Annotated in this window: 20 protein-coding genes; 2 read left to right on the forward strand and 18 right to left on the reverse strand. The window is 64.2% G+C overall.

The window, feature by feature from the left end; all coding sequences use genetic code 11:
* The first annotated feature begins 48 nt into the window (after positions 1-48).
* On the forward strand, positions 49-1,458 hold the full coding sequence (lpdA, locus tag AR323_RS07315) for a dihydrolipoyl dehydrogenase (protein WP_057883317.1): 1,410 nt from the start codon (positions 49-51) through the stop codon (positions 1,456-1,458).
* A gap of 113 nt (positions 1,459-1,571) precedes the next feature.
* Here lpdA and AR323_RS07320 read toward each other — a convergent pair whose 3' ends face one another.
* From AR323_RS07320 to AR323_RS07345, 6 genes are all read right to left on the reverse strand, one after another.
* The gene (locus tag AR323_RS07320) at positions 1,572-2,165 is read right to left on the reverse strand and encodes a cation diffusion facilitator family transporter (RefSeq protein WP_057883318.1); all 594 of its coding nucleotides are present in this window, start codon (positions 2,163-2,165) and stop codon (positions 1,572-1,574) included.
* Complete coding sequence (locus AR323_RS07325) at positions 2,162-4,732, reverse strand: heavy metal translocating P-type ATPase (RefSeq protein ID WP_057883319.1); 2,571 nt, start codon at positions 4,730-4,732, stop codon at positions 2,162-2,164. The genes AR323_RS07320 and AR323_RS07325 overlap by 4 nt, the downstream gene beginning before the upstream one ends.
* Positions 4,733-4,766: 34 nt before the next feature.
* Positions 4,767-8,018, reverse strand: coding sequence for an efflux RND transporter permease subunit (locus AR323_RS07330; RefSeq protein ID WP_057883320.1), 3,252 nt, complete (start codon positions 8,016-8,018; stop codon positions 4,767-4,769).
* A gap of 91 nt (positions 8,019-8,109) precedes the next feature.
* Entirely contained in the window at positions 8,110-9,306 is a 1,197-nt protein-coding gene (locus AR323_RS07335; protein WP_057883321.1) for an efflux RND transporter periplasmic adaptor subunit, read from the reverse strand.
* 10 nt (positions 9,307-9,316) lie between these two features.
* Positions 9,317-10,537 carry a TolC family protein gene (locus AR323_RS07340; protein WP_235510495.1) on the reverse strand — a complete coding sequence of 407 codons (1,221 nt, stop codon included), beginning with the start codon at positions 10,535-10,537 and terminating at the stop codon, positions 9,317-9,319.
* 240 nt (positions 10,538-10,777) lie between these two features.
* The gene (locus tag AR323_RS07345; protein WP_057883322.1) at positions 10,778-11,125 is read right to left on the reverse strand and encodes a hypothetical protein; all 348 of its coding nucleotides are present in this window, start codon (positions 11,123-11,125) and stop codon (positions 10,778-10,780) included.
* A 195-nt stretch (positions 11,126-11,320) separates the two neighbouring features.
* Here AR323_RS07345 and AR323_RS07350 point away from each other — a divergent pair, with 195 nt between their 5' ends.
* Positions 11,321-11,740: a CBS domain-containing protein gene (locus AR323_RS07350; RefSeq protein ID WP_057883323.1), complete on the forward strand. Its 420-nt coding sequence runs from the start codon at positions 11,321-11,323 to the stop codon at positions 11,738-11,740.
* Positions 11,741-12,012: 272 nt separating this feature from the next.
* On the opposite strand, the gene AR323_RS07355 is transcribed toward AR323_RS07350, so the two are convergent.
* The 12 genes from AR323_RS07355 to AR323_RS07410 form a co-directional block, all read right to left on the reverse strand.
* Positions 12,013-12,738, reverse strand: a complete 726-nt coding sequence (locus tag AR323_RS07355) for a PepSY domain-containing protein (protein ID WP_057883324.1) — start codon at positions 12,736-12,738, stop codon at positions 12,013-12,015.
* Entirely contained in the window at positions 12,735-13,439 is a 705-nt protein-coding gene (locus AR323_RS07360) for a PepSY domain-containing protein (RefSeq protein ID WP_057883325.1), read from the reverse strand. Before AR323_RS07360 ends, AR323_RS07355 begins: the two co-directional genes overlap by 4 nt.
* Positions 13,440-13,511: 72 nt before the next feature.
* The gene (locus tag AR323_RS07365) at positions 13,512-14,312 is read right to left on the reverse strand and encodes a DUF305 domain-containing protein (RefSeq protein ID WP_057883326.1); all 801 of its coding nucleotides are present in this window, start codon (positions 14,310-14,312) and stop codon (positions 13,512-13,514) included.
* A gap of 32 nt (positions 14,313-14,344) precedes the next feature.
* Positions 14,345-14,824: a DUF305 domain-containing protein gene (locus tag AR323_RS07370; protein WP_057883327.1), complete on the reverse strand. Its 480-nt coding sequence runs from the start codon at positions 14,822-14,824 to the stop codon at positions 14,345-14,347.
* Positions 14,825-14,836: 12 nt separating this feature from the next.
* Positions 14,837-15,526, reverse strand: a complete 690-nt coding sequence (locus AR323_RS07375; RefSeq protein WP_057883328.1) for a DUF2231 domain-containing protein — start codon at positions 15,524-15,526, stop codon at positions 14,837-14,839.
* 1 nt (position 15,527) lies between these two features.
* A complete protein-coding gene (locus AR323_RS07380) occupies positions 15,528-16,022 on the reverse strand; it encodes a YybH family protein (RefSeq protein ID WP_057883329.1) in 495 nt (164 codons plus the stop codon).
* 13 nt (positions 16,023-16,035) lie between these two features.
* Positions 16,036-16,830 carry a copper resistance protein B gene (locus AR323_RS14370; RefSeq protein WP_057883330.1) on the reverse strand — a complete coding sequence of 265 codons (795 nt, stop codon included), beginning with the start codon at positions 16,828-16,830 and terminating at the stop codon, positions 16,036-16,038.
* A 493-nt stretch (positions 16,831-17,323) separates the two neighbouring features.
* Positions 17,324-19,306, reverse strand: a complete 1,983-nt coding sequence (locus AR323_RS07390) for a copper resistance system multicopper oxidase (protein ID WP_057883331.1) — start codon at positions 19,304-19,306, stop codon at positions 17,324-17,326.
* 78 nt (positions 19,307-19,384) lie between these two features.
* Positions 19,385-19,624 (reverse strand): hypothetical protein, encoded by a 240-nt coding sequence (locus tag AR323_RS07395; protein ID WP_057883332.1) that lies wholly within the window; start codon positions 19,622-19,624, stop codon positions 19,385-19,387.
* A 34-nt stretch (positions 19,625-19,658) separates the two neighbouring features.
* Positions 19,659-19,988 carry a hypothetical protein gene (locus AR323_RS07400; protein ID WP_057883333.1) on the reverse strand — a complete coding sequence of 110 codons (330 nt, stop codon included), beginning with the start codon at positions 19,986-19,988 and terminating at the stop codon, positions 19,659-19,661.
* 96 nt (positions 19,989-20,084) lie between these two features.
* Positions 20,085-20,477: a Cu(I)-responsive transcriptional regulator gene (cueR, locus tag AR323_RS07405; protein ID WP_057883334.1), complete on the reverse strand. Its 393-nt coding sequence runs from the start codon at positions 20,475-20,477 to the stop codon at positions 20,085-20,087.
* Entirely contained in the window at positions 20,474-22,846 is a 2,373-nt protein-coding gene (locus AR323_RS07410) for a heavy metal translocating P-type ATPase (protein WP_083495290.1), read from the reverse strand. The genes cueR and AR323_RS07410 overlap by 4 nt, the downstream gene beginning before the upstream one ends.
* Between the last annotated feature and the right edge of the window lie 151 nt (positions 22,847-22,997).

Raw genomic sequence — 22,997 nt, forward strand, 5'->3', positions numbered from 1 at the left:
CCATGAGCGGCGTTCACTTCAAAAGATGTGGCTACCAAGGATCCACGGATGAGCGACGACTTCGATATCATCGTAATCGGCGGTGGCACCGCGGGCTACCCAGCAGCCATCCGCGCAGCTCAGCTCGGGATGAGCGTCGCCTGCATTGAACGTCGGCCCACGCTGGGCGGCACCTGTCTTAACGTCGGCTGCATTCCCTCCAAGGCTCTTCTCCATTCCACGGAATTGTTCGCCCAAGTGAGCGAGGGACTGGAGGAGCACGGTATCGGTATCGGCGGGGTCGCCTTGAACCTGGGCCAATTGATCAGCCGCAAGGATGAGGTCGTCACCGGACTTACCAAGGGCGTCGAGCACCTGTTGAAGAAAAACGGCGTCGAATGGGTGAGAGGAAGCGCGCGGTTCGAGGCTGCCGACCGGCTCACCGTTGACTTGGTCCAAGGCGGCGCCCGATCGCTGACCGCGAGCAAAGGCATACTCGTCGCGACTGGGTCCGACGTGGCGCACCTGCCAGGGATCGATATCGACGAGATGAGCATCGTCTCCAACACCGGCGCACTCTCCTTAACGAGGGTGCCAGAGCATCTGGTCGTGATCGGCGGCGGCTATATCGGCCTTGAGCTTGGCTGCGTCTGGCGGCGTCTAGGGGCCAAGGTCACGGTGATCGAGTTCCTCGAAAGTATCGTCCCCAGCATGGATCGCGAAATTGCGCGGCATCTGCTCAAGGCACTGAAGCAGCAGGGCCTGGAATTTCAGTTCGAAACCAAGGTGACCAGTGTCGAGAAGCGCCCTGACGACCTGCTCGTATCGGTCGAACCGGCTCAAGGCGGCGAAACCGGGACGCTCACCGCCGATGTCGTACTCGTCGCGGTGGGGCGCAGGCCGTACACCGACGGCCTGGAACTGGAGCGGGTGGGAATCACGCTGGACCCCAAGGGGCGCATTCCGGTCGAGCTTGGTTTCAAGACTCAGGTTTCAGGGATTTACGCGATTGGCGATGTGATTGCCGGACCGATGCTCGCGCATAAGACGACCTTGGATGGGGTGAGGTGCGTGGAAGGGATCGCCGGACGCTACGCTGGGGTAGACTATAATACAGTGCCGGCCGTCATCTACACCTCGCCCGAAGTCGCGAGCGTTGGACAAACCGAGGAGCAATTGAAGGCTGCTGGTGTCGAATACAAGTCTGGCACATTTCCATTTTTGGCGAACAGCCGCGCGCGCTGTAACGGCGACACCCGTGGAATTACCAAGCTGCTGGCGGATGCGAATACCGATCGTCTGCTCGGCGCCCACATCATTGGCCCCGACGCCGGCACAATGATCCCTGAAGCGGTGCTGTTGATGGAATATGGGGGAACGGCCGAAGACCTCGCACTGACGACCCATGCACATCCCACCTTGCCGGAGTCGCTGAAGGAAGCGGCTCTCGTCTTGCTGGGGCAAGGTATGCACATATGACCTGGTGCGGGATTGGTCTTTAACGACGCGATCGAAATCTCTCGAACGCTCGAATTTGTCCTCACGCCGGGGGGATGGTCCGGCTTTTTCTGCTCGAGCAGAGCGGTTGAGAATTACTGGTGGGTGTCCTTATGAGCATCACGCAAGATCTCGATCCCACCATAAACCGCGATGCAGGCGACAGCGATGCCAACAATCAAATCGGGCCAGTTCGCCCCTGTCAGCATGACCGCGATCCCCGCAAGGACGATGCCGCCGTTCGAGACGAAGTCATTGAAGCTGAACGTCGTTGCCGCGCGCAAATTCACGTCCTTGTTGTTCAGCTTGTTCAACAGGCGCAGGCACCACAGATTTACGACAGCGGCCACGATCGCCATGCCGATCATGAGCGCGCCGCCGGGAGTCGATCCGTTGAGATAACGCTGCACAGCATCGGCCATTACACCGGCGGCAAAAATGAGCAGCATCACGCCTGAGAAACGCGCGGCGCCTCGTTTCCAGCGACGTGACCGCGTCAGCGCCAACAGGCTCAAAGCATAGACAACTGCGTCCGAGGAGTTGTCGACACCGTTAGCCAGGAGTGCATTCGAATCCCCCAGGAAAGCCGTCACGAAAAAGCCTGCGGCGATGGCGACGTTGAGCGCCAGGACCAGCCACAGGGTCTTTCGTTTGTCGGCCGAGCCGAGATCGAAATTGGCTTCGCTCATCCCTTGCGCTCCTCCGTGGCCGGTTGCAGCCCGGCGAAAGGCACCTCTCGAAACGCCAAAAGCCGCAGCGCGTTGAAGACCACGATCAACGTCGAGCCCTCGTGGGCAATGACGGCAGGCCCGATCCCAAGCCCGAGTATCGTGGCAGGCAGCAACACTGCCACCACGCCCATGCTGACGAACACGTTCTGGCGGATGATCCGCCGCGTGCGCCGGCTGAGGTCGACGGCAAAGGGTAGTTTGGAGAGGTCGTCGGCCATCAGGGCGACATCGGCGGTTTCGAGCGCCACGTCGGACCCGGCCGCTCCCATCGCAATTCCGACCGTGGCCGTGGCAAGTGCGGGCGCATCGTTGACACCGTCACCGACCATCGCGACTTTGCCCTCCGCTGCGCGGAGCTTCTTGATCGCCTCGACCTTGTCTTCGGGCATAAGATCGCCCCAGGCGTCCTCGATGCCGACGCTCGCGGCGACGGCCTTGGCGACAGGTGTCGCGTCGCCCGACAGCATGATCATCCGCGTTATGCCGAGTTCGCGCAAGCGTGCGGTCGTTGCCGGAGCCGCCGACCGAGGAGTATCCATCAGCCCGATTACGCCAAGGTACCGCGCGCCCTGGCGAACGATCATGATGGTCCGCCCCTGGGAACGCAGTTCATCCGCCGAGGCCTTCACTGCATCGGAAAGCGGTTCGCCGCCCGCCTCGGCAAAGAGTTCGTCGCGTCCGATGTGAACGGTCTGGCCGTCGACGACGGCTTCGACACCGCGTCCCGTGATCGATTTAAGGTCGGTCGCCTTCGCGGCCGGGCCCTTGAGCCGCTCCGTCCCATCGCGGACGATCGCCGCGGCGAGCGGATGGTCGCTGAGCGCTTCCACCGCGACCGCCGTCTGCAACAATTCTTGCTCCGTTGCATCGGCCGCCGCAACGACATCCGTCACGCGCGGCCGCCCTTCGGTCAACGTTCCCGTCTTGTCGAAGGCAATAGCGCTCAGTGCGCCCAAGTTCTCGAGCGGCCCGCCGCCCTTCACGAGCACCCCGCCGCGCGCCGCCCGTGCCACGCCCGACAAGACCGCGCTCGGTGTTGCGATCGCGAGAGCACAGGGGCTGGCCGCGACCAGAACAGCCATCGCCCGATAGAAGCTGGCACTGAAGGGTTCGTCGATCACGACCCATGCAAACAGCAGCAGCACCACCAGTCCGAGAACGACCGGCACGAAGATGCGCTCGAACCGGTCGGTGAAGCGTTGAGTGGGAGACTTCTGCGTCTCCGCTTCGCTGACGAGCTTCACGACTTTGGCCAATGTCGTGTCAGAGGCGAGACGGGTGACCTGGATTGCCAGTGCGCCAGAGCCGTTGATCGTGCCCGCAAATATTCTGGACGTGGACGCGACGCTGTCCGCTGCGGCCGCAGCGGCCGCCGCGTCCTCTACCGGCTGCTTGTCGACCGGAACGCTTTCGCCAGTCACCGGCGCCTGGTTGACGCTGCTGGTGCCTTCGATCACGAACCCGTCAGCCGGCAAGCGCTCGTTGGGTTTGACGACGACGATGTCGCCGACGACCAGCGCCTCAACAGGCACTTCCTCGGTGGCGCTGCCGCGCCGCACGACCGCCGTCTGAGGCGCGAGCTCCGCCAGCGCTTCGATCGCCTTCTTGGCGCGCCCCATGGCATAATGCTCGAGCGCGTGGCCAAGGCTGAACAAAAACAGGAGCAAGGCCCCTTCGGCGAATTCCCCTAACAGGGCCGCGCCGGCGGCCGCGACGAGCATCAGCGTGTCGATCTCGAAGCGGCGCAATTTGAGAGAATCGATAGCTTCGCGGACAGTGAAGAACCCGCCGAAGAAGTAGGCGGCAAGGTAGAGCGCAGGGGAGACAACCTCCGGCGCGGCCTCGGCCCAGGACAGTGCAAATCCGATAGCTAGCGCGACGCCGGAGATGAGCGCAAAATACAATTCGGTGTTCGACCCAAATACGCCGCCGTGCGCGTGACCCCCGCCCTCGGTATGGTCATGGGAGTGATCGGCATCTTTAGCGTGGTCGTGCGCGTGCTTGCCGGCAGGAGTCGCAGTCGCGGTCGTAACCGGATCGGCAGAAGCGACCGAAGCCGATGTAGCGGGTTTACTAGAGCCTCGGCGACTTACGCCGAGCGAGGCAAGCGCCGACGTTATCTCTGCTTCGTCGACGAGGCTCCGGTCAAACTCCACCCTCAGAGCTCCGCTGCCCGTCGCATGGGCTTCGAACACGCCCTCGATACGGCACAGCGTTTCCCCCACGGTTCGCGCCCGCCGCTCCTGCTCGATCCCCTCGACCTGCCACACGATGTGCCCAAAGCGAGCGGTCAGCGCGGCCCCGGCCGCGCGCGCCGCCTTGCGTATCTGTGCCAGCCCGACCTTCTCCGGATCGTAATGAACACACAGCTTTGCCGGCTCGCTCTCTGCAGCGCCGACCACATGCGCTTCGCTAACGCCGTGGTGCTCCGTCAGCTCGTCAAGCAGCCTCGCGACACAGCGATCCGCTTCATCGGGAACTGTCGGGAGAAGGAGCGGAAGGTCGAGGCGTGTGCGTGTCGTCACAAAGTGTTCTCCTCGAAGACAGGTCTTGGACGGATCATGCTGGCAGCGGTTCCGACCTAGGTATTCCGTCCTCGAAATCGCCCGGCTGATGGGGCTCCCCGCGCTTCCTCAGGATGAGATGGCTGATCGCGGGAAGGACGTAGAGGGTCATGATGGTGGCGACGATCAGGCCGCCGATGACCACGATCGCGAGCGGCTTCTGGACCTCTGCCCCTCGCCCGGTGGCCAGCGCCATGGGCACGAAGCCTATCGCCGGCACGATGCCGGTCATCAGCACCGCGCGGACCCGCTCCAGAGTGCCTTCGACGATCGCTTCGTCCACCGGTCGTCCAGCATCGATCCGCTGACGGACGCTGGTCATCACCACGAGACCGTTGAGCACGGTCACCCCCGATAGCACGATGAAACCGACCGCCGCCGAGATCGAGAACGGCAAGCCCGCCAGCGCCAATCCAAACGCGCCACCGGCGAGCCCCAGCGGAACTGCCGAATAGACGGCCAGCGAAGAGCGCAAATTGCGCACCGCCAGGAACAGGATGCCGAAGATCAGCAGGAATACCACTGGCACGATCAGGGTGATGCGCTGCGAGGCTGCCTGCAAATTCTCGAACTGCCCTCCCCAGGTGATGGTGACACCGGGTGGAAGCTTAACCTGCGCGACCCGCTCCTGCGCCTCCTCGACATAGGAGCCGAGATCGCGGCCCCTCACATTGGACTGCACCACTACTCGGCGCTGTCCGTTCTCACGGCTGACCTGGTTCAGGCCTTCGGACGTTCGGAAGGCGACCAGCTCGCGCAGCGGGACGGACGTTCCGGCACCGGAAGCACCTTCGGGGAGCTGCACGGGAAGCGAGCCGACCACGTCGAGGTCGTCACGGTTGAGATTGTCGAGCCGAACGATGATGTCGAAGCGGCGGTCACCCTCGAACACCAATCCGGCTTCGCGTCCGCCCAGGGCGGCCGCGACCGTGTCGGTCACGTCCTCCATGGCCAGGCCGTAGCGAGCGATCGCTTCGCGATCGAACTGCACCTCGAGCGTGGGAAAGCCCTCGGTCTGTTCGACCTTCAGATCCGCAGTTCCCTCGACACCGCTCATAGCGGCTGCGACTTCGCCCGCGACGCGATTGAGAACGTCCATGTCGTCGCCAAAGACCTTGACTGCGATGTCGCCGCGGACACCGGCGATTAGCTCGTTGAAGCGCAGCTCGATCGGTTGGCTTGTTTCATAGGCGTTACCGACGAGGCCCCCCAGCTTCTCGTCGATCCGGGCGAGAACGTCCTCGCGGCTATCGACCCCGTCCGGCCACTCGTCGCGCGGCTTCAGGATGATGAAGGCATCGGATGCGTTCTGCGGCATGGGATCGGAAGCGACTTCGGCCGTACCGGTCTTCGAGTACACATAGGCGACCTCCGGGAGGCTGGACACCGCGCGCTCGACCGCCAGCTGCATCTTGGTCGACTGCTCGAGCGAGGTCGAAGGTACCCGCAGCGACTGCATGGCAAGATCGCCCTCGTCGAGAGTGGGAATGAATTCGCGCCCCAGACTTGTGAAGACAAGAAAGGCTGCCGCCATGGTGGCCAAGCCGCCGCCAATCCACGGCCAAGGCCGCTGGACCACTCGGCGCAGCACGGGCTCGTACCGCTCCTTGTACCAGGCAACCGCCTTGACCTCTTTCTCCGCGACCTTGCCGCGGATGAGGACGGCAACCATGGCGGGCACGAAGGTCAGCGACAGGAGGAAAGCACCCACCAGCGCCAGCATGACCGTGATCGCCATCGGCGAGAACGTCTTGCCCTCGACCCCGGTGAAGGTGAGCAGCGGCGCAAAGGTGAGCAGGATGATTGCCTGGCCGTAGATGGTGGGCCGGAGCATCTCCTTGGAGGCTTCGAACACTTCGTGAAGGCGCTCCGGCAGGCTCAGAAGCCGTCCCTCATGATGCTGGCGCTCCGCCAGCCTGCGCAGGCAATTCTCGATAATGATGATCGATCCATCGACAATGAGGCCGAAATCGAGTGCGCCGAGGCTCATCAGATTTCCCGACACGCCGAAGCGGTTCATCCCGATGGCCATAAACAGGAAGGAAAGCGGGATCACGAGCGTTGCGATGATCGCCGCGCGGATATTGCCAAGCAGCCAGAACAGCACCGCTGCCACGAGCAGGGCCCCTTCGAGCAGGTTCTTCTCGACGGTTCCGATCGTGGCTTCGACCAAGGCGGCACGATCGTAGACCACGTTCACCGCGATGCCCGGAGGCATCGACTTCGCGACCTCCTCCAGCCGCTCGCGCACGTCTTCGGCAACGATGCGGCTGTTACCCCCCAGCAGCATCAGCGCGGTCCCCACAACCACTTCGCGCCCGTTCATGGAAGCCGAACCGGTCCTGAGATCGCCGCCGCTTTGCACGGTCGCAACGTCGCGGACGAGCACGGGCACCCCTCCACGGGTCCCTATGGCCGTCCGGCCGATCTCGTCTTCGGTGCGAATGCGCGCATCCGCGCGCACCAGAAAGGCCTCGCCGGCGCGCTGCACGAAGTTGGCACCGATCGAGATGTTTCCGCGCTCGAGGGCCTCGGCGAGCTCGGTAAAAGAGACGCCGTAAGCCGCCATGCGGCTTGGGTCAGGCTGAACCACCAGCTGTTTTTCGTAGCCGCCGATCGAATCGATTCCGGCAACTCCCTCGACACTGCGGAGCTGGGGGCGGACGACCCAATCCTGGATCGTCCTCAGATAGGCGGCCTTCTGCACATCGGTCGTCAGACGCTCGCCATCCGGGGTGAGGAACGCGCCGTCGGGCTGAAAACCGGGTTGCCCGGCGATCATCCGCGATTCCTTCGACAACGGTCGCTTGTAATCGACCGTCCACATCAGGATTTCGCCGAGGCCAGTCGACAGCGGGCTCATCTGGGGCTCAACCGCTTCGGGAAGGCTCTCGCGTGCCTGGTTGAGGCGTTCGGCAACTTGCTGCCGCGCGAAGAAGATATCGACGCTGTCCTCGAAGATCACCGTGACCTGGCTGAAGCCATTGCGCGAGATCGAGCGCGTGCTTTCTAGGCCGGGAATCCCGGCCATCGCCGTCTCAACCGGAAACGTGACCAGCCGCTCCATGTCGAGTGGACCCAAGGCCGGCGCCTGGGTGTTGATCTGCACCTGCTTGTTGGTGATGTCCGGCACTGCGTCGATCGGCAGGCGGAATAGCTGGTAGGCGCCATACGCCGCAACGAGCAGGGTAAGGGCGATGACCACCCAGCGAAATCGGACCGAAGCGTCGAGGAGACGATCTAACATAAATACGTTCCTGGGAGGCGTAAGCGGTCGGCAATGCCGAGATCAGCATCGCGGGCGCGGCCGAAGCCTCGAAAATGGGGAGGTGCCTGTATCAATGCTCGGCTTCGCTGGCGCCAAGCTGCGACTTGAGAACGAATGCGCCTTCAGTGGCGATCACGGCGCCCGGCTTGATGCCTCCGAGAATCTCGATGCGGCCACCGCTGCGTTGGCCCGCAGTCACGGGGGTTGCCTGGAAGCCGCCGTTCACCTGAACGAACACGACATCGCGGCCTTCCACCGATTGGACGGCACCCTCCGGGATGACGATGCGATTTCCAGTCGCGCCACCACGCGGCGTGATCCGGACCCGAAATGCCTGGCCCTGGGTCAGCCCGGCAGGAATGCCCGATGGAGACAGCACCACGGTTGCGGCGCGGCTCTCGGTGTCGAGCGAGGGTGTGGTCGATCGGACCACCGCATCCAGGGTCGCCCCATCGCCCAGCTCGATCACGGCCCGATCGCCTGGGCGGATGCGCTGAGCGTCTGACCACGGCACCGCCGCTTCGATCTGGACGCTGCGCGGGTTGGCGACCTCGAACAGCTCGGTCCCGGCCGATACAAAGGCGCCAAGCTCCGCATCCATCTTGGTAATCCGGCCGCTGATCAGGCTGCGGACGGCAATGTGCCGTCCGTCTGAGGTCACCCCGGCCGCGGTCACCCCCGCCTGGGTGCGGCGCAGCTCCGCCTGAGCCTGCGCAGCCTCGGCCTGGGCAGCCTCGAGATCCTGCCGAGCGGTGATCTTGGCATCGAACAGACGCCGCTCACGATTGAGCGCGGCGGCCGTCGCCTGCGCGCGGGCTGCGGCCGAAGCGCGCTCGGCCATGATCGCGGCCGCTTCGCGACTCTCGAGCAAGGCGACGGTCTCACCGGCACCGACTCCATCGCCGAGGCGCTTGTAGATGCTCGTGATCGCACCGTCCGCCCGAGCGGTCAGGGACGAGCGACCGGTCGGGGGAGCGGTCGCGGTCGCCTGGGCAAGGATTTCGGATCCAAGCGAGCCCGCAGTAATACGCTCGGTCCGAATTCCGACCGCTTCCAGATTTGCAAGCGGCACGGCCACAAACCCTTCGGGTCCGTGCTCCTCCTCGCCCTCTTCCTCGCCCGCCTCGGCTTTTTCGGCAGTCGCACCGGCTGCGGTCGGCTGGTCCGTAGCTCGGCCGATGAGTATGCCGCCAACGCCCGCCAACAGGGCGATGCCTCCGGCGATGGCGATGAGCTTTTTGCGATCATCAGTTGGATTGAGGTCCATGGTCATGTCCTTACTGCGCCGTCGCGCGCGCGAGTTCCGCGGTGGCTTCGGCCTGCGCCAGGCGAGCTTCGATCAGTTGGGTTTCGGCGCTTGTCAGCGCGGCCTGCGCATCGAGCAGTTCGATAAGCTCGATCTTGCCAGCCTCGTACGATAGCTGCGCAAGCCGCAGTGCTTCACGTCCCTCGGGGATGGCTCCGCGTTCGAGCGCTTCGACACGGGCGTTGGCTGCGCTGAGATTGGCCGTCGCGTTGGCGATCCGGGTGCTGGCCCCAACACGCGCACTGGCCCGCTCAGCCTCCGCAGCGCGGATTTCGGCTCGAGCTGCCTCGATATTCCCGCTGTTGCGGTCCCTGATCGGCAGCGGCATCGAAAACCCCGCGACGAGCGCCTGATCGCCAAGCTCCTGGACATGGCGGATGCCAAGCCCAACCGCGGGATCGAGCCGTCGCTCCGCAAGCTGTTGCTGGAGACTCGCCTCGGCCAGAGCGAGCTGGGCATTGGCGAGCCGTACGTCCAAGGATTCGACCGGCAAGTTTGTGTTTGGGATCGGCTCGCCGAGGTCGCCCGCAATCGAACTGGGAGCCGTGTCTGCACCGAACAAAGCCGCAAGAGTGCGGCGTGACGCGGCTTCTTCGGCTTGCGCGCCGCGAAGCTCTGCCGCGGCCTGGCTGGCTGCGGCCTGCGCGCGCAGCGCACGCAGTGGCGGCTCCCGGCCAACTTCGACCAGAATGTTGGCGATCCGTGCGAGCTCGCGCGATCTCTCCTCGTTCTCCGCCGCGATACGCAGCCTGTCGCGCGCCGCGACCGCCGTGGCAAACTGTTGCCTCACCGATCGAGCCAGTTCCGCGCGCGTGATCAGCAAGCGCAGCTCGCTCACGGCAAGCTCGGCGCGTCCGACGGCCTGGCGCGCGGATCTCCGGCCTCCCAAGTCGAGCCGCTGATTGACGGCTACGGTCACCTCAGTGCTTTGCAGCCCGCCCAATTCTCCGGTGCCCAGAAAGTTCTCAACCTCGACGCTGAGTTCGGGGTTGTCTCTGAAACCCGCCTGACGGAGCCTGCCCTGCGCCGCCGCGACGGATGCGCGCGCCGATGCGATTGCCGGCGACCGTGCCTCCGCCGCGCCCAGAGCCCCTTCGAGGGTAAGGTTATCAGGCAAGAGCTCGTCGCTCGGCACCAGCAGCGGCAGCAACGCATCGTCTCCGGTGCGATCGATCGGCGCGGGTGGACCCATGATCGGCGAACCCACCTGGGGCGTTGCCGGCGAGCTTACCTGCGCTAGGGCCGCAGCGGGGCTGCACCCGAGAACGGCAGCCGCAAGGACATGCCGAGCATATTCGCTCGACTGACCGATCCCGCTCGATCGCGGGCCGGGAATCCGTCGCCAGAGGGCGCGGACTCGCAATTGGGAAAGCATTTTCGAGAGTTCCTCTGCTGACACAAAACACGCGCTGCGACTGCAGCACGGCTGGTGTCAGGCTCGAGGCGGCTCTTTGTCTGAGGTGATTTCAGCTGCGCTGAGCGCAACCATGGGCAGGGCAAAGTGCAGCGTGGTTGTCGCCAATTGCTCCGTCACGAAGACCACTCCGCGATCCAACGGCGAGACATTGTGACAATGGCCATGCGCACACAGAACGTGCGGCTGCGCGTCGTCGCTCGACTTTTCAGGTGCTGGCGACGTGTCGATGGACTGGATCGTCTGCTCTATCGAGGTTCCCACATCGTCGCACGCAACCGCATCGGACGCGCCGCCGAAAACGACAGCGAACAACAGCAGCAGGGCCGCGAGTGTCCGGAAGGGCGAGGTTGAGCGAAGTGTCATCGACCGCGCGCCAATGCCACGGCAATTGCAGCTAGACAACCTCAAGATATGCCGTCGTTCCGACGATGAGGTATGAACGGGGCGAAAGAAGCCCATGGGATCTCTCGCTGAAAGGAACGTCGGAGCCCCGCGCTGCGTTGGACGACTGAGCGCGCGATTGGCGCGCGGCCACTTCAAGAGCTTAGGAGAGACGATGTGGAAATTCGCGAACTGATGACGAAGGATCCGGCATGCTGCAGCCCGTCGGACAGTGTGAAGGAAGCCGCCTCGCTGATGGCAAGCAACGACTGCGGCCAAATTCCAGTGATCGACGCAGATGGTGGGTTGGTCGGCGTCATTACCGATCGCGACATCGCTTGCCGCTGCGTTGCCCAAGGCAAATCTGCCGAAACGAAGGTGGAGGAGATCATGTCATCTTCTCCCGTCACCGTGACCATCGATGCGAGCGTTGCTGAGTGCTGCAAAAAGATGGAAGAGAACCAAGTCCGTCGTCTCCCCGTCGTCGATGACGCCGGTAAGTGCTGTGGGATCGTGTCCCAAGCTGATATTGCGCGCCATGCTAGTGAGCATGAGACTGGCGATCTAGTACGTGAGGTGTCGGAGCCGACGCGTTAGGCTTCAGCTCATCGTCCCTTTTCCCATCAGTCGCTCATGGACACGGGCGGCCAGTGCGTAATGCGGTGCAAAGCGGGGGTACCCCGAATCTAGCGGCGACAGCGACCGGCAGATGAACGGCCAATAATCTTCAGGCCTATCCAGCGCGAGGCTGCTAGTTCGGGTGCAGGCTTGTTGCAGCCAGATTCTGATCGAACACGCGGGTGAAAAATTCGCCGAACAGTCTGGTCTTGGCCACGCAAGGTTGTGCTGAGCGCGAAGATTGCTGCATCTCACCGAGATATGCGCTCCCGGCGCGCGCGGACCCAAGCGAGATCATGCTTCCACATCGTCCGGAACAGCAGCCAAAAGCCCGTCACCGCCAGCCACGCCATCGCGACGCCGGCGGTGATGATCAGCGGATGGTTGAAGCTTGTCCTGTCGGCGTAATCCATGTTGTGAAGCATCCAGAAGAAATCCCACCAGCGCCAGGTGTCATTCCGCCGCTCGAGCACGGCGCCCGTGGTGGCCGACACGTAATATGTGCTCGCGTCGTCGCCGGCGAAATCGACCTGCCAGATCGGCGGCTCGTGGTCCCTGACCGGCAGCGATCGCTCGGTAAGAAGCTTCGCCGCGCCGGGCCTCGCCCCGTTGGGATGGTTCGACTGCGCAATGGCGCGGGCGGCGGGCGCATCGATCGTCACTGGAATTCCCGTTCGGGCATCGAACATCCGGGTCGATCGCGCGGTCCGCACTTCGACCACCGGCCGATCAAGCAGAGTCTTCAGCCGCAGACCCTCGATTTCTGCGCTGCCCAACTCGCGGACGATCCCTGGCCACGCGGTCGCTTCGCCAGCGACTGCCGCTTGGGTCGCTTGAGGCCGGGGGCCTCCGGCAACCGCCTCCATGTCTAGCAGCGCCATCGCGGCGCCACTGATTGCCCAGATCACGAACTGCAGGCCGATCGCCAGCCCGACCCACTTGTGGATTTTCCGCAGCCAGGTCGACTTGATTGTCATAGGGTGCTGCGCCCCTTCTTCTTGCGCTTGGGAAAGGCATGGAAAAGCAACCAGATGCCCGAGAGCGCCATCAGTACCGCGCCCCACGTGAAGACGCGAAGAAGGGAGTTGTTGACGTTCTCGCGCTCGTCATAATCCATGATGTGGAGCATCCACACGAAGTCGAACACGCGCCACAGTTCGTGCCGGCGCGACAGCAGTTCGCCGGTAACCGGTGAGAGATAGAAGGTCGGACTGTTCCAATGATCGAACTCCACCCGCCAGAGCGGAGGCGTTCGTCCGCGGATTTCCCCGGGCACATCCGTAAAGAGTTCGACCGATGCGATGGACTCGGACCCGGTGTAGTACGACGAAGCCAGGGCTCTGATTGCCTGCTCGTTCGGCGGGTCCAACCGCGTAGCCGAGGTTGCCCCGAAGGCGCGCTCTCCCGAGGGCCCTTCGGTGACATAAATCGGGCGCTCATCAACCCAGGCCAGCCTGATGCTGGAAGCTTTCTCCTGCGCGGCAAGCGCGAGCGGATCCCGCAAGGCGTTCGCATGGACGCCCGGAATGGACGCCACGCGAATGAGATGGTCGCCGTGGATCGTATCGATATGGACGATGGTCATGTAAAGGCCGCTAAGCGACCAGACGACCACCTGCAGGCCGACGAACAGCCCGATCCATTTATGCGTCTTGCGGGCGATTACGTGGGTTCGCATCTGCGGACGAAAGCTCCGGCGTTGAATGAGAGTGGCCCCGGCGAAGTTCTCGCCGGGGCCATCAAGGGGCGATCAGCAGTGGCCCGCTTCCCGATGTTCGGGAGCGCAGGTAGGCGACGCGTCGGGCTCCGCTACAGGCTCCGGCGAGGGCTTGGGCGCAGCCGCTTTGGCCGGGCCCGGCTTTGCAGCCGCAGCCTTCGGAGCAGCAGGTTTCGCGATAGTCTCCGGCGCAGCGGTTTCGCTCTTGGCTTGCGCTTGCATTGCCATCGGCTCGCCGCGCAGCATCGCTTCGACCATCCCCACTTCCTGCAGCTGCTCGGACCGGGTCTCCACGATCTGCGCGCGCACGGCCCCGCTCGCGCCGTTCGCGAGTGCGATGTCCGACATCGCGACGGCCCCGCGGTGGTGGGCGAGCATCTTGGCGAGATAGGTCTCTGAAGGGGTCGCGCCTGATGCCCCCATCATCTCGGTGTGCATCTCGGCCATCGCGGCTTCGTAAGGCCTTGCGCTGGCGGGATCGGCCGCACCGTTGCGGGCGAGCGCCTTGAGCGCTTCGATCTCGGCGCCCTGGTTGTTGATCGTCATCTGCGCCATCTTCGCGACATCGGCGGTGGGTTGGAGGCCAAGCACGATCCGCGACATGTCGATCGCGCCGTCGTGGTGCGCGATCATCTTCTTGACCCAGGTGTCGGCGGCATCGACGCCGACCGCCGCCTTCATCGACTTGTCCATCGTCATCTCGGATTCGGCGTAGGGGCCGTCCATGGTCATGCCGGCAGCGGGCGCGGCGTCTTCGGTAGGCTGGTCGGCGCTTCCGCAGGCGCTCAGCGACGCGAGCAGCGCAAGCGCTGCAATTCCCGTTAGTTTGGTCATCGAGTATCTCCGTGGTTTTCGGTCGTATCGGGTCAGAGGCGGCCCATGATCCGCTTCATCTCGGCAATTTCGTCTTTCTGCGCCTGGATGATCTCGCCGCAGAGCTGGCGTATCTCGGGGTCGGTGAGCTTGGCTTCCTCGCACATCAGGATAGCTCCTGAGTGGTGTGGAATCATCGAGCGCAGGAACTGGTCATCGCCGACGAGGCTCTGTTGCCGGATGCCGACAAGCGACAGGACGAAGATCGCCGCAAAGGCTACATAGAGCGCGGCGTTGAGCTTCCGGTTGCGATACATGCCTCCCATTGTCGCAAGCATGATCGCGCCCATCGGCGCCCACATGACCAAAGCCATGTAGAAGAAGTTCACGTTCTGGATGAACTCCCCCCAGCTCCAGATCATGGCGAACATGGCGAGATACATCACCAGCAGGCTCAGCCCGAGATTGCCCGCCAGCATCATGTAGGGCTTCGAGCCGCCCTCGTGATGCGCGGACTTTGCGTGGTCTTCCATCGGTCGTTCTCCTTACCAGTTCAGGTGATCGACGCCGTGCACGAGCGCGCCGCCGAACCACCCCTGCACGAGGATCGCTGCCGTCAGGATCGACAGCACCACGATCATGGCTGTGCCGCGATCCTGCTCGGGACGCTTGAGCGCGAACACACCCAAGGCGAACGCGCCGATCCCGATGCCGGTCCCGAGCCAGCGGTGGCTCTGCATCATCCAGTCGTCGAGGCCGAGTTCAAACCCGCCGCTCAGCCAGCCCGACAGCAGGGCGAACGGAGCGGTCACTCCTGCGGTCACCACCAGGAACTGGACGGGCTTCGCGAAGCCGGGCCGCTTGCGCCCGACGATGGCGGTGAAGAGCGCCGCCGGAATGAAGGCGATTGGAAAATGCACCAGCATGGGATGGAAGCGGCCGAGCCAGTCGAGCAGTCTGGCCGCGAAGTTCTGCGGCGGATCGTCTGCTGCGTCCATCGCCGCCATGGCCGCGGCATGACCCGGCATCGCAGGATCGTGGGCCATGGGAGCCGCGTCCCGCGTTCCGCCAGCCGCCGCACGTTGTGCCTCGAGTTGCGCTGCCTCCTGCTTCGCTTTGTGATCCTTGTGCGCCGATACAGGTGCCGCTGGCATGGACAGGACAGCGATGGCTGCAAACATCGCCAGCACCGACCGCGCCAGCAAGCGATGCGATCGTCGGATGAACATGCTCATCTCAGGTCCCCTTCGGCTTGCGCGCCGAATTGTGCATGACCAGGATCTTCCAGCCATCCGCCGTTCTCGTGAGCACGCTCGTGGCGACGCCCCTGCGCATCGCGATCTCACCGCTCTCCGTCTCGATCCGGTAATTGTAGGTCTCGGTTGCGAGCGCGAGATCGCCTTCGATGCGCACCGCGACCGCGTAGTCGGAGAACGCGAACGCGCGGAAAGCCGCGAGCTCGGGCCCCAGATGATGCGCGAGATACTCCTTGTAGGTGCCTTCGACCCCGCCGGTTTCGAACACCGCGGAATCCTCGGTGAAGAGCGCTTCGGTGCCGCTCGCGTCCAGCCGCTCTATCGCGGACTTGTAGCGCGCCAGCACGTCGCGAACGGCGCTCTCGTCGGCGCCGAGCGGCGCGGTTTGCGGTGCCGTCGGCCCCGCTTTTGAAGGATGGTGCCCTGGTGCCGCCTGGAGCGCCAGCAAGGCTGCGATCATGGTCGTTATCAACATTGCTCTTCTCCCCTCAGAACCAGAAGCGAATGCCCGCCAGGAAGCTAAAGCCTCCGGCAGATTCGCCTTCATCACGCAGGAAATCGCGCGTCCTGCCGAACGCCCGCTCGTATTGGACGCCCACGTAAGGAGCGAATTCGCGGGCGATGTCGTAGCGCAGCCGGACGCCGATCTCTGCATCGGTCAGACCCGCGCCGACACCAATGTCCTCGCTGCTCTGAGCCGCGAAATTGAGCTCGGCACGCGGCTGCAGGATCAGCTTTTGGGTGATGCGCTGGTCGTAGTAGCCTTCGAGCCGGCCCAACAGTTCGCCCCGATCCGACAGGAACAGCGCGCCCTCGACATCGAAGAAACCCGGCGCCAGCCCCTCGAATCCGATCGTGGCGTAGACGCGCGATGGGTCTGGCTCGAAATCGTACCGGACACCGGCCTGAAGATCGAAGTAAGGGCCAATGGCGCGGCTATAGAGCGCCTGGACCTCAGCCGATTCCACCCCGGCGCCGAACTCGCCTTCACCTTCGGTTTTGACCACCAGCCGATTGATGTCTCCGCCATACCAGGCCTCGCCGCCCCATTCGTAGGCGTCGCGACCGTCCTTGATCTTCACCTCGGCGATGTTGAGCATAACCAGCGAAAAGTTCTGGCCGCCGTGATGCAGCGACAGATGGTGACGCCCCATGGCCATCGCGGACGGGCCATAGATCGCGTCCGCAGCGTAGTCCGTGGGCACGGGCGGAGCCGTGCCCGAGCCGGCAGGGAGGTTCGTCCCTTCTGCCGTGATCGTTTCGGCCGGGGTGCAATGTCCCATCGCCGCCTGTTCCGGCGCGCACGTTACCTGAGTCGCAGGTTGCGCTGCGGGGAGTGTGCAATGCCCCATCTCCGCATGCTCCGGCGAGCAAGTGGTTTGGGCCGGGGACGCGCTCTGTGGCGTCGCTGCGGGAGAGGCAGCGGGACGCGTGCAATGGCCCATTGCAGCATGTTCGGGCAGGCAAGTGCCCGGCGCTTGAGGTGCCGGTAGTGGCTGAGCGGCAGCCGGTTGGTTTTCCGGTAGCGTGCAATGTCCCATCGCGGCGTGCTCGGGCAGGCAGGTCGGCGGCGCTTTGCGCGCGGGCTGCGGCTGAGCGACCGCCGATCGACTTGCCGGCAGCGTGCAATGCCCCATGGCAGCATGCTCGGGAGCGCAACTCGTGGCTGCGGTAGGGACCGATGTCTGGTCCGGCGAAGCCTGTTCTTGCGCGACTGCTGGCACGCTGGCGAAAGCCGCCACGGCAAGCAGGGGAAGTCTGTGAAGCCAGATCATCTTACGCGTCTCCCTTGTCGGGACGCACGGTGACGACACGCATCATCCCGGCGGTCATATGGTAGAGGTTGTGACAATGGAACGCCCAGTCGCCCTGCGCATCGAGGGTGACGTCGAAGGTCGCCGTCCCGCCCGGCTGCACGTTCACCGTGTGCTTGCGCGGCGACCAGGCGCCATGCCCGGTCACCAGCTCGAAGAAGTGGCCGTGCAGATGGATCGGGTGCTGCATCATCGTGTCGTTGACCAGCCGCACGCGCACGCGCTCGTTGTGGCGGAACGGGATCGGCTCGGCCGGTTCGCTCAGCTTCACCCCGTCGAACGACCACATGTAGCGTTCCATGTTGCCGGTCAGGTGGATGTCGAGCTGACGGGATGGCGCGCGCACGTCGGGATTGCGCTCGAGCGCCATGAGATCGCGGTAATTCAGCACGCGGTGGCCGACGTCTTCCAGACCCGTTCCTGGATCGCCCATGCGATCAACCGGCATCGGCGAGATCGTCTGCACGCCGGGGTTCTTGTCGACGTGCGGCGCGTTGGCGAAGTCGCGCATGCCCATCGAGCCGTGGTCCATTGGCGCCGCTGCCTGGCCGGCGGCCGCCGGGACCGTGTGTCCCATCGCGGCGTGGTCCATCGGTGCTGCCGCCGGAGATGCCGCAACGGAACCATGCCCCATCGCCGCGTGATCCATACCCGCCATGCCAGCCGCCGCTGCCGTTGCAACTACGGCGCCAGTCTCTTTCCAGCCGGTCAGCTTCCACAACTCGCCCGAGGCGTTCTGTTGGGCAGTCGGATCGACGCCGCGTACCTTCGCCGGGTTCGATGATCCACTGCCCATCGCGCCATGATCCATCCCGGAATGGTCCATGTCGCCCATGCCCATGTCCTTCATGGTGAGAAGCGGGCGCGGGCGCAGCGGCGGAACCGGCGCGCTCATGCCCTCGCGCGGCGCAAGGGTCGCGCGGCCCAGGCCCGACCGGTCGCTCGCCTCGCTGACGAAGCTGTAGGCGCGGTCCTGAGGTGTGACGACGACATCGTAGGTTTCGGCGGTGCCGATCTGGAACTCGTCCACCGTCACGGGCCGGACATTGAGACCGTCGGCCTGCACGACCGTCATCGGCAGGCCAGGGATGCGGATGTTGAAGGTCGTCTGCGCCGAGGCGTTGATGATCCGCAGCCGCACACGCTCGTTCGGCGTGAACAGCCCGGTCCAGTTGTCGTAGGGGCCGAAGCCGTTGATGGTGAAGGCGTAGGTCGAGCCGGTAACGTCGGCGATGTCGGCGGCGTCCATCCGCATTTGCGCCCATTCCCAACGCTGCTTCGCGGTTAAGTCACGCCCCGCGAGCAAGCCGGACAGGGTCATGCGCTGGCGGTTGAAATAGGGCCCGCCCATTTGCTTGAGCTTGCGATAGATGGTCGCCCCGGCGAGCGGGCTGTGGTCGGACAGCACCAGCACGTGCTCGCGGTCGTAGGCGACCGGATCGGGTCCGGCGGGATCGATCACGATCGGACCGTAGACGCCGTCCTCCTCCTGGTAGGCGCTGTGACTGTGATACCAGTAGGTTCCGGCATGGCTGAGATCGAACTCGTAGTCGAAGGTCGAGCGCGGCATGATGCCAGGGAAGCTCACGCCGGGAACGCCGTCCATCTCGAACGGGACGAGCAGGCCGTGCCAGTGGATCGAGCTGTCCTCGTCGAGCGTGTTATGGACGCGCAGGCGTACCCGCTGACCTTCCTTGAGGCGGATCAGCGGGCCGGGCACGGTGCCGTTGATGCCGATCGCACGGCTGACCTTGCCGTCGACCTCCACGCTGACCTGGCCGATGGTGAGGGCAATGTCGTTGCCGCTGACGGTGGGCAGCGGGCGCACCAGGCCTTTCGAGAGCGGCTGAGCCCAGGCGGGCAGGGCCTGCGCGAGACCGAAGCCTGCGCCGGATACGGCGGCGGCGCGCAACAGCGCACGCCGTCCGAGGACGAGTTCATTCATCGAAGATTCCTTGGCTCACTGGCGTGAAGACGATCGCCTGCCGGCGGGAGCAACGCCCCCGCCGGCAGTCAATCGTGCCTAGTGGTGCGCGTGACCGTCGGCCGGGGCCGCGGGCGTCATGTCATGCCCTGCGTGCGCGTCCGACGAAGGCGCGTCCGTGCCGCTGGCGGGCTTGGCCGCCATCTTGTCGCAGCACGCGCACTTGTCCTTCATCTTCTCGCAGCATTCCATCTTCGGCTTCTCCGCGGGAGCAGCCTGGGCGTGCGCGACACCCGGAAGAGCGATCGCCAGCGCGACCGCGGTCATCAACTTGTTCATTGTCCTAACTCCATGAAATCGAAAAATGACGATTTCACGCAAGTTTGGGAGGGGGAGTGGGAAGTTCTGCCAGAAACGGTTGATGCTTGGTCGGTCGGAAGCCGGCCAGAATGGGTGCATGATAGGGGATCTGCTCGAGCGAAGCCGCGCCGAGCGGCGCAACGACCGAGCACATCGCGACACAGCACTGGGTCATCGCGCCCGGCTCGTCTTCGCCGCTGGAATCCTCGTCACCGCAGTGCCCTGCCTGCGCCATCTCACGATGATCCATAGGCATCGCCGCCATGGCCATGCCGGACTGCATCGCGAGCGGTGCGACCAGCATGGCTAGCGCAGCCAGGATGAGATGGAGTCGGCGGAGCATCAGGAATTTGTCCTAGGCTCGGGCGGAACTGGGGTCAATTTTCTTGTCGGGTCGAAGGTACACGCCGGCTTTCTGTGGTTGTCCCCATGGCCTGCATCATCCCACGGACTCAAGGTCATCGAGGATGGGGCAATCGGGCATTTGATCGCCGTGACACTCGGCGGCCAGGCGCTCGAGCGATCGGCGCATCGAATCCAGCTGCCGAGACTTGGCCTTCAATTCGGCCGCCCGGGCCAGAGCAAGTGCCTTGACTTCGGCACTGGCGCGGCTGCGATCCTGCCAGAGCCCCAGCAGCTGCCGTATTTCCTCGATACCGAAGCCAAGGTCGCGAGCCCGTCCGATGAATGCGAGCGTGTGAACGTCTGTCCGATCATAGTCCCGGTACCCGGAATCCCGCCGCGCGGCAGCGGGGATCAGACCCACCTTCTCGTAATGCCGGATCATCCGCTGGCTGACGCCGGACGCGTTCGAGGCTTCGCCAATCTTCACAGGCGAGCGCTCCGCAAGCGCAGCGAGTTGCCGATGACCGCCACCGAACTGAACGCCATCGCCGCGCCTGCGATGATCGGGCTCAGCAGGAGACCGAACCACGGGTACAGAACCCCGGCTGCGATCGGCACCCCCGCGGCGTTGAACACGAAAGAGAAGAACAGGTTCTGCCGGATATTGGCCATGGTCGCGCGGCTGAGTTTCCGCGCGCGGACGATTCCCCGCAGATCGCCCCTGACCAAGGTGATCGCGGCGCTTTCCATCGCTACGTCGGTGCCCGTGCCCATGGCAATACCGACGTCGGCAGCCGCGAGAGCCGGCGCGTCGTTGATGCCGTCACCAGCCATCGCCACGCGCCGCCCCGCACGGCGAAGCTCCTCTACCTTCGCCTGCTTCTGCTGGGGGAGGACATCCGCCATTACTTCGTCGATGCCGACGCGGCGAGCCACTGCTTCGGCTGTCCGGCGGTTGTCGCCGGTCATCATCACCACGTGGATGCCGCTCTGGCGAAGTTCCGCGACGGCCTCAGCAGCGCTATCCTTGATCGGGTCCGCAACCACCACGATGCCGGCGAGTTTACTATCGACGGCGACGAACATGACGCCTTCGCCCTCTGAACGATGCTGGTCTGCCTGACTTTCGAGCGGGCCGGTGTTTGCTCCGATCGTTTCCAGGAGAGCAGCGTTACCCAACGCGACCTGGCGTCCATCCACCTGCCCGGTTACGCCTTTGCCAGTGACCGAGGCGAAATCGGAACTTTCCGGCAGCACGATCCCCCGGTCGTTCGCACCTTCCACGATCGCCGCTGCCAGCGGGTGCTCGCTCCCGCGTTCCAACGCGGCGGACAGGCGAAGAACCTCGCTCTCGTCAAAACCACCTGTCGGCTGGACTTTAATCAGCTTCGGCTTGCCGACAGTCAGGGTCCCGGTCTTGTCGACAACCAGGGTGTCGATTTTTTCCGTCAGCTCGAGAGCTTCGGCGTTCTTGACCAGCACTCCGGATGTCGCCCCGCGACCGGTGCCCACCATGATCGACATCGGCGTCGCGAGACCGAGCGCACAGGGACATGCGATGATCAGGACCGCAACCGCATTGACCAGGGCGTGCGCGGCGCGCGGCTCGGGTCCCACAAAATTCCACACGATGAAGGTGGCGATGGCGATCAGCACCACACCGGGAACGAACCAGCCGGAAACCTTGTCCGCGAGAGCCTGGATCGGTGCACGCGAACGCTGTGCATCGGCAACCATCCGGACGATCTGCGAAAGCATGGTGTCGCGGCCGACACGGTCGGCCCGCATGACCAGACCGCCGGTTCCGTTCACCGTGGCACCGGTAACCCGGTCGCCTTCTCCCTTCTCGACGGGAACCGGCTCACCGCTGATCATCGACTCGTCGATTGAGCTCCTGCCCTCGATCACGGTTCCGTCGACCGGCACCTTCTCGCCGGGCCGGATGCGAAGCAGATCGCCGACCTGCACAAGGTCCAGCGCAACGTCTTCCTCGGTACCGTCTGCGTTGACCTTGCGGGCGGTCTTGGGAGCCAGACCCAGCAATGCGCGGATCGCCTTTCCAGTCGCGGAGCGTGCGCGCAGCTCGAGAACCTGTCCCAGCAGGACGAGCGTGGTGATGACGGCAGCAGCCTCGAAATAGACCGGCACCATGCCGCCCATCGTTCGGAGCGCCGGAGGAAATATCTGCGGCGCGACGGTCGCGACCACGCTGTAGCCGAACGCGACCCCGACCCCGAGCCCGATCAGCGTGAACATATTGAGGTTGCGTGTTCGCAGCGACTGCCAGAATCGCTCGAAGAACGGCCAGCCGCCCCACAGGACGACCGGCGCCGCGAGCACCAGCTGCACCCATTGGGACGTGCGCATGGGCATCACTTCCCAGCCGAGTATCTCCATAAGGAGCACCAGAACGACAAGCGGAATGCTGAATGCGGCGCTCACCCAGAAGCGCCGCGTCATGTCGATGAGTTCGGGGTTCGGGCCTCCCTCCAGTGTCGGCTCGAGGGGCTCCAATGCCATGCCGCAGATGGGGCAGGTGCCGGGACCGTCCTGGCGGATCTGGAGATGCATTGGGCAAGTCCAGATCGCTCCTGCGGGCACATCCGAGAGATCGGCCGTCGTAGCTCCCGAAGTCGCGCCGGAAAGGTAGCGCTCCGGATCGGCGCTGAACTTTGCCAGACAACTCGCACTGCAGAACCAGTATGGCTTTCCGTCGAGCTCGAACCGATGAGGGCTGGTTCGGCTATCAACCTTCATGCCGCAGACCGGGTCAGTCGTCATTCCGCCTTCGTGTTGGCCCTGCGGCACCGCGCGGGAACCATGCGTGCAGTCGTGATGATGATGGTCCTCGTGCATGTCCGGCTCCTCCGAAACGAATCAGTATGCGCGACCTTATGGTGTCTGACATCATGTCAGGGTCAAGGGTATCCGCCAGTGGTCGTTGAGCCAGGATGGAAATGCTGCTGGTGCCGCGTTCCTATGGACCTTAATCGTATGTTCGCGGTCT

This window comes from Tsuneonella troitsensis (assembly GCF_001441535.1).
Classification (GTDB): domain Bacteria; phylum Pseudomonadota; class Alphaproteobacteria; order Sphingomonadales; family Sphingomonadaceae; genus Tsuneonella; species Tsuneonella troitsensis.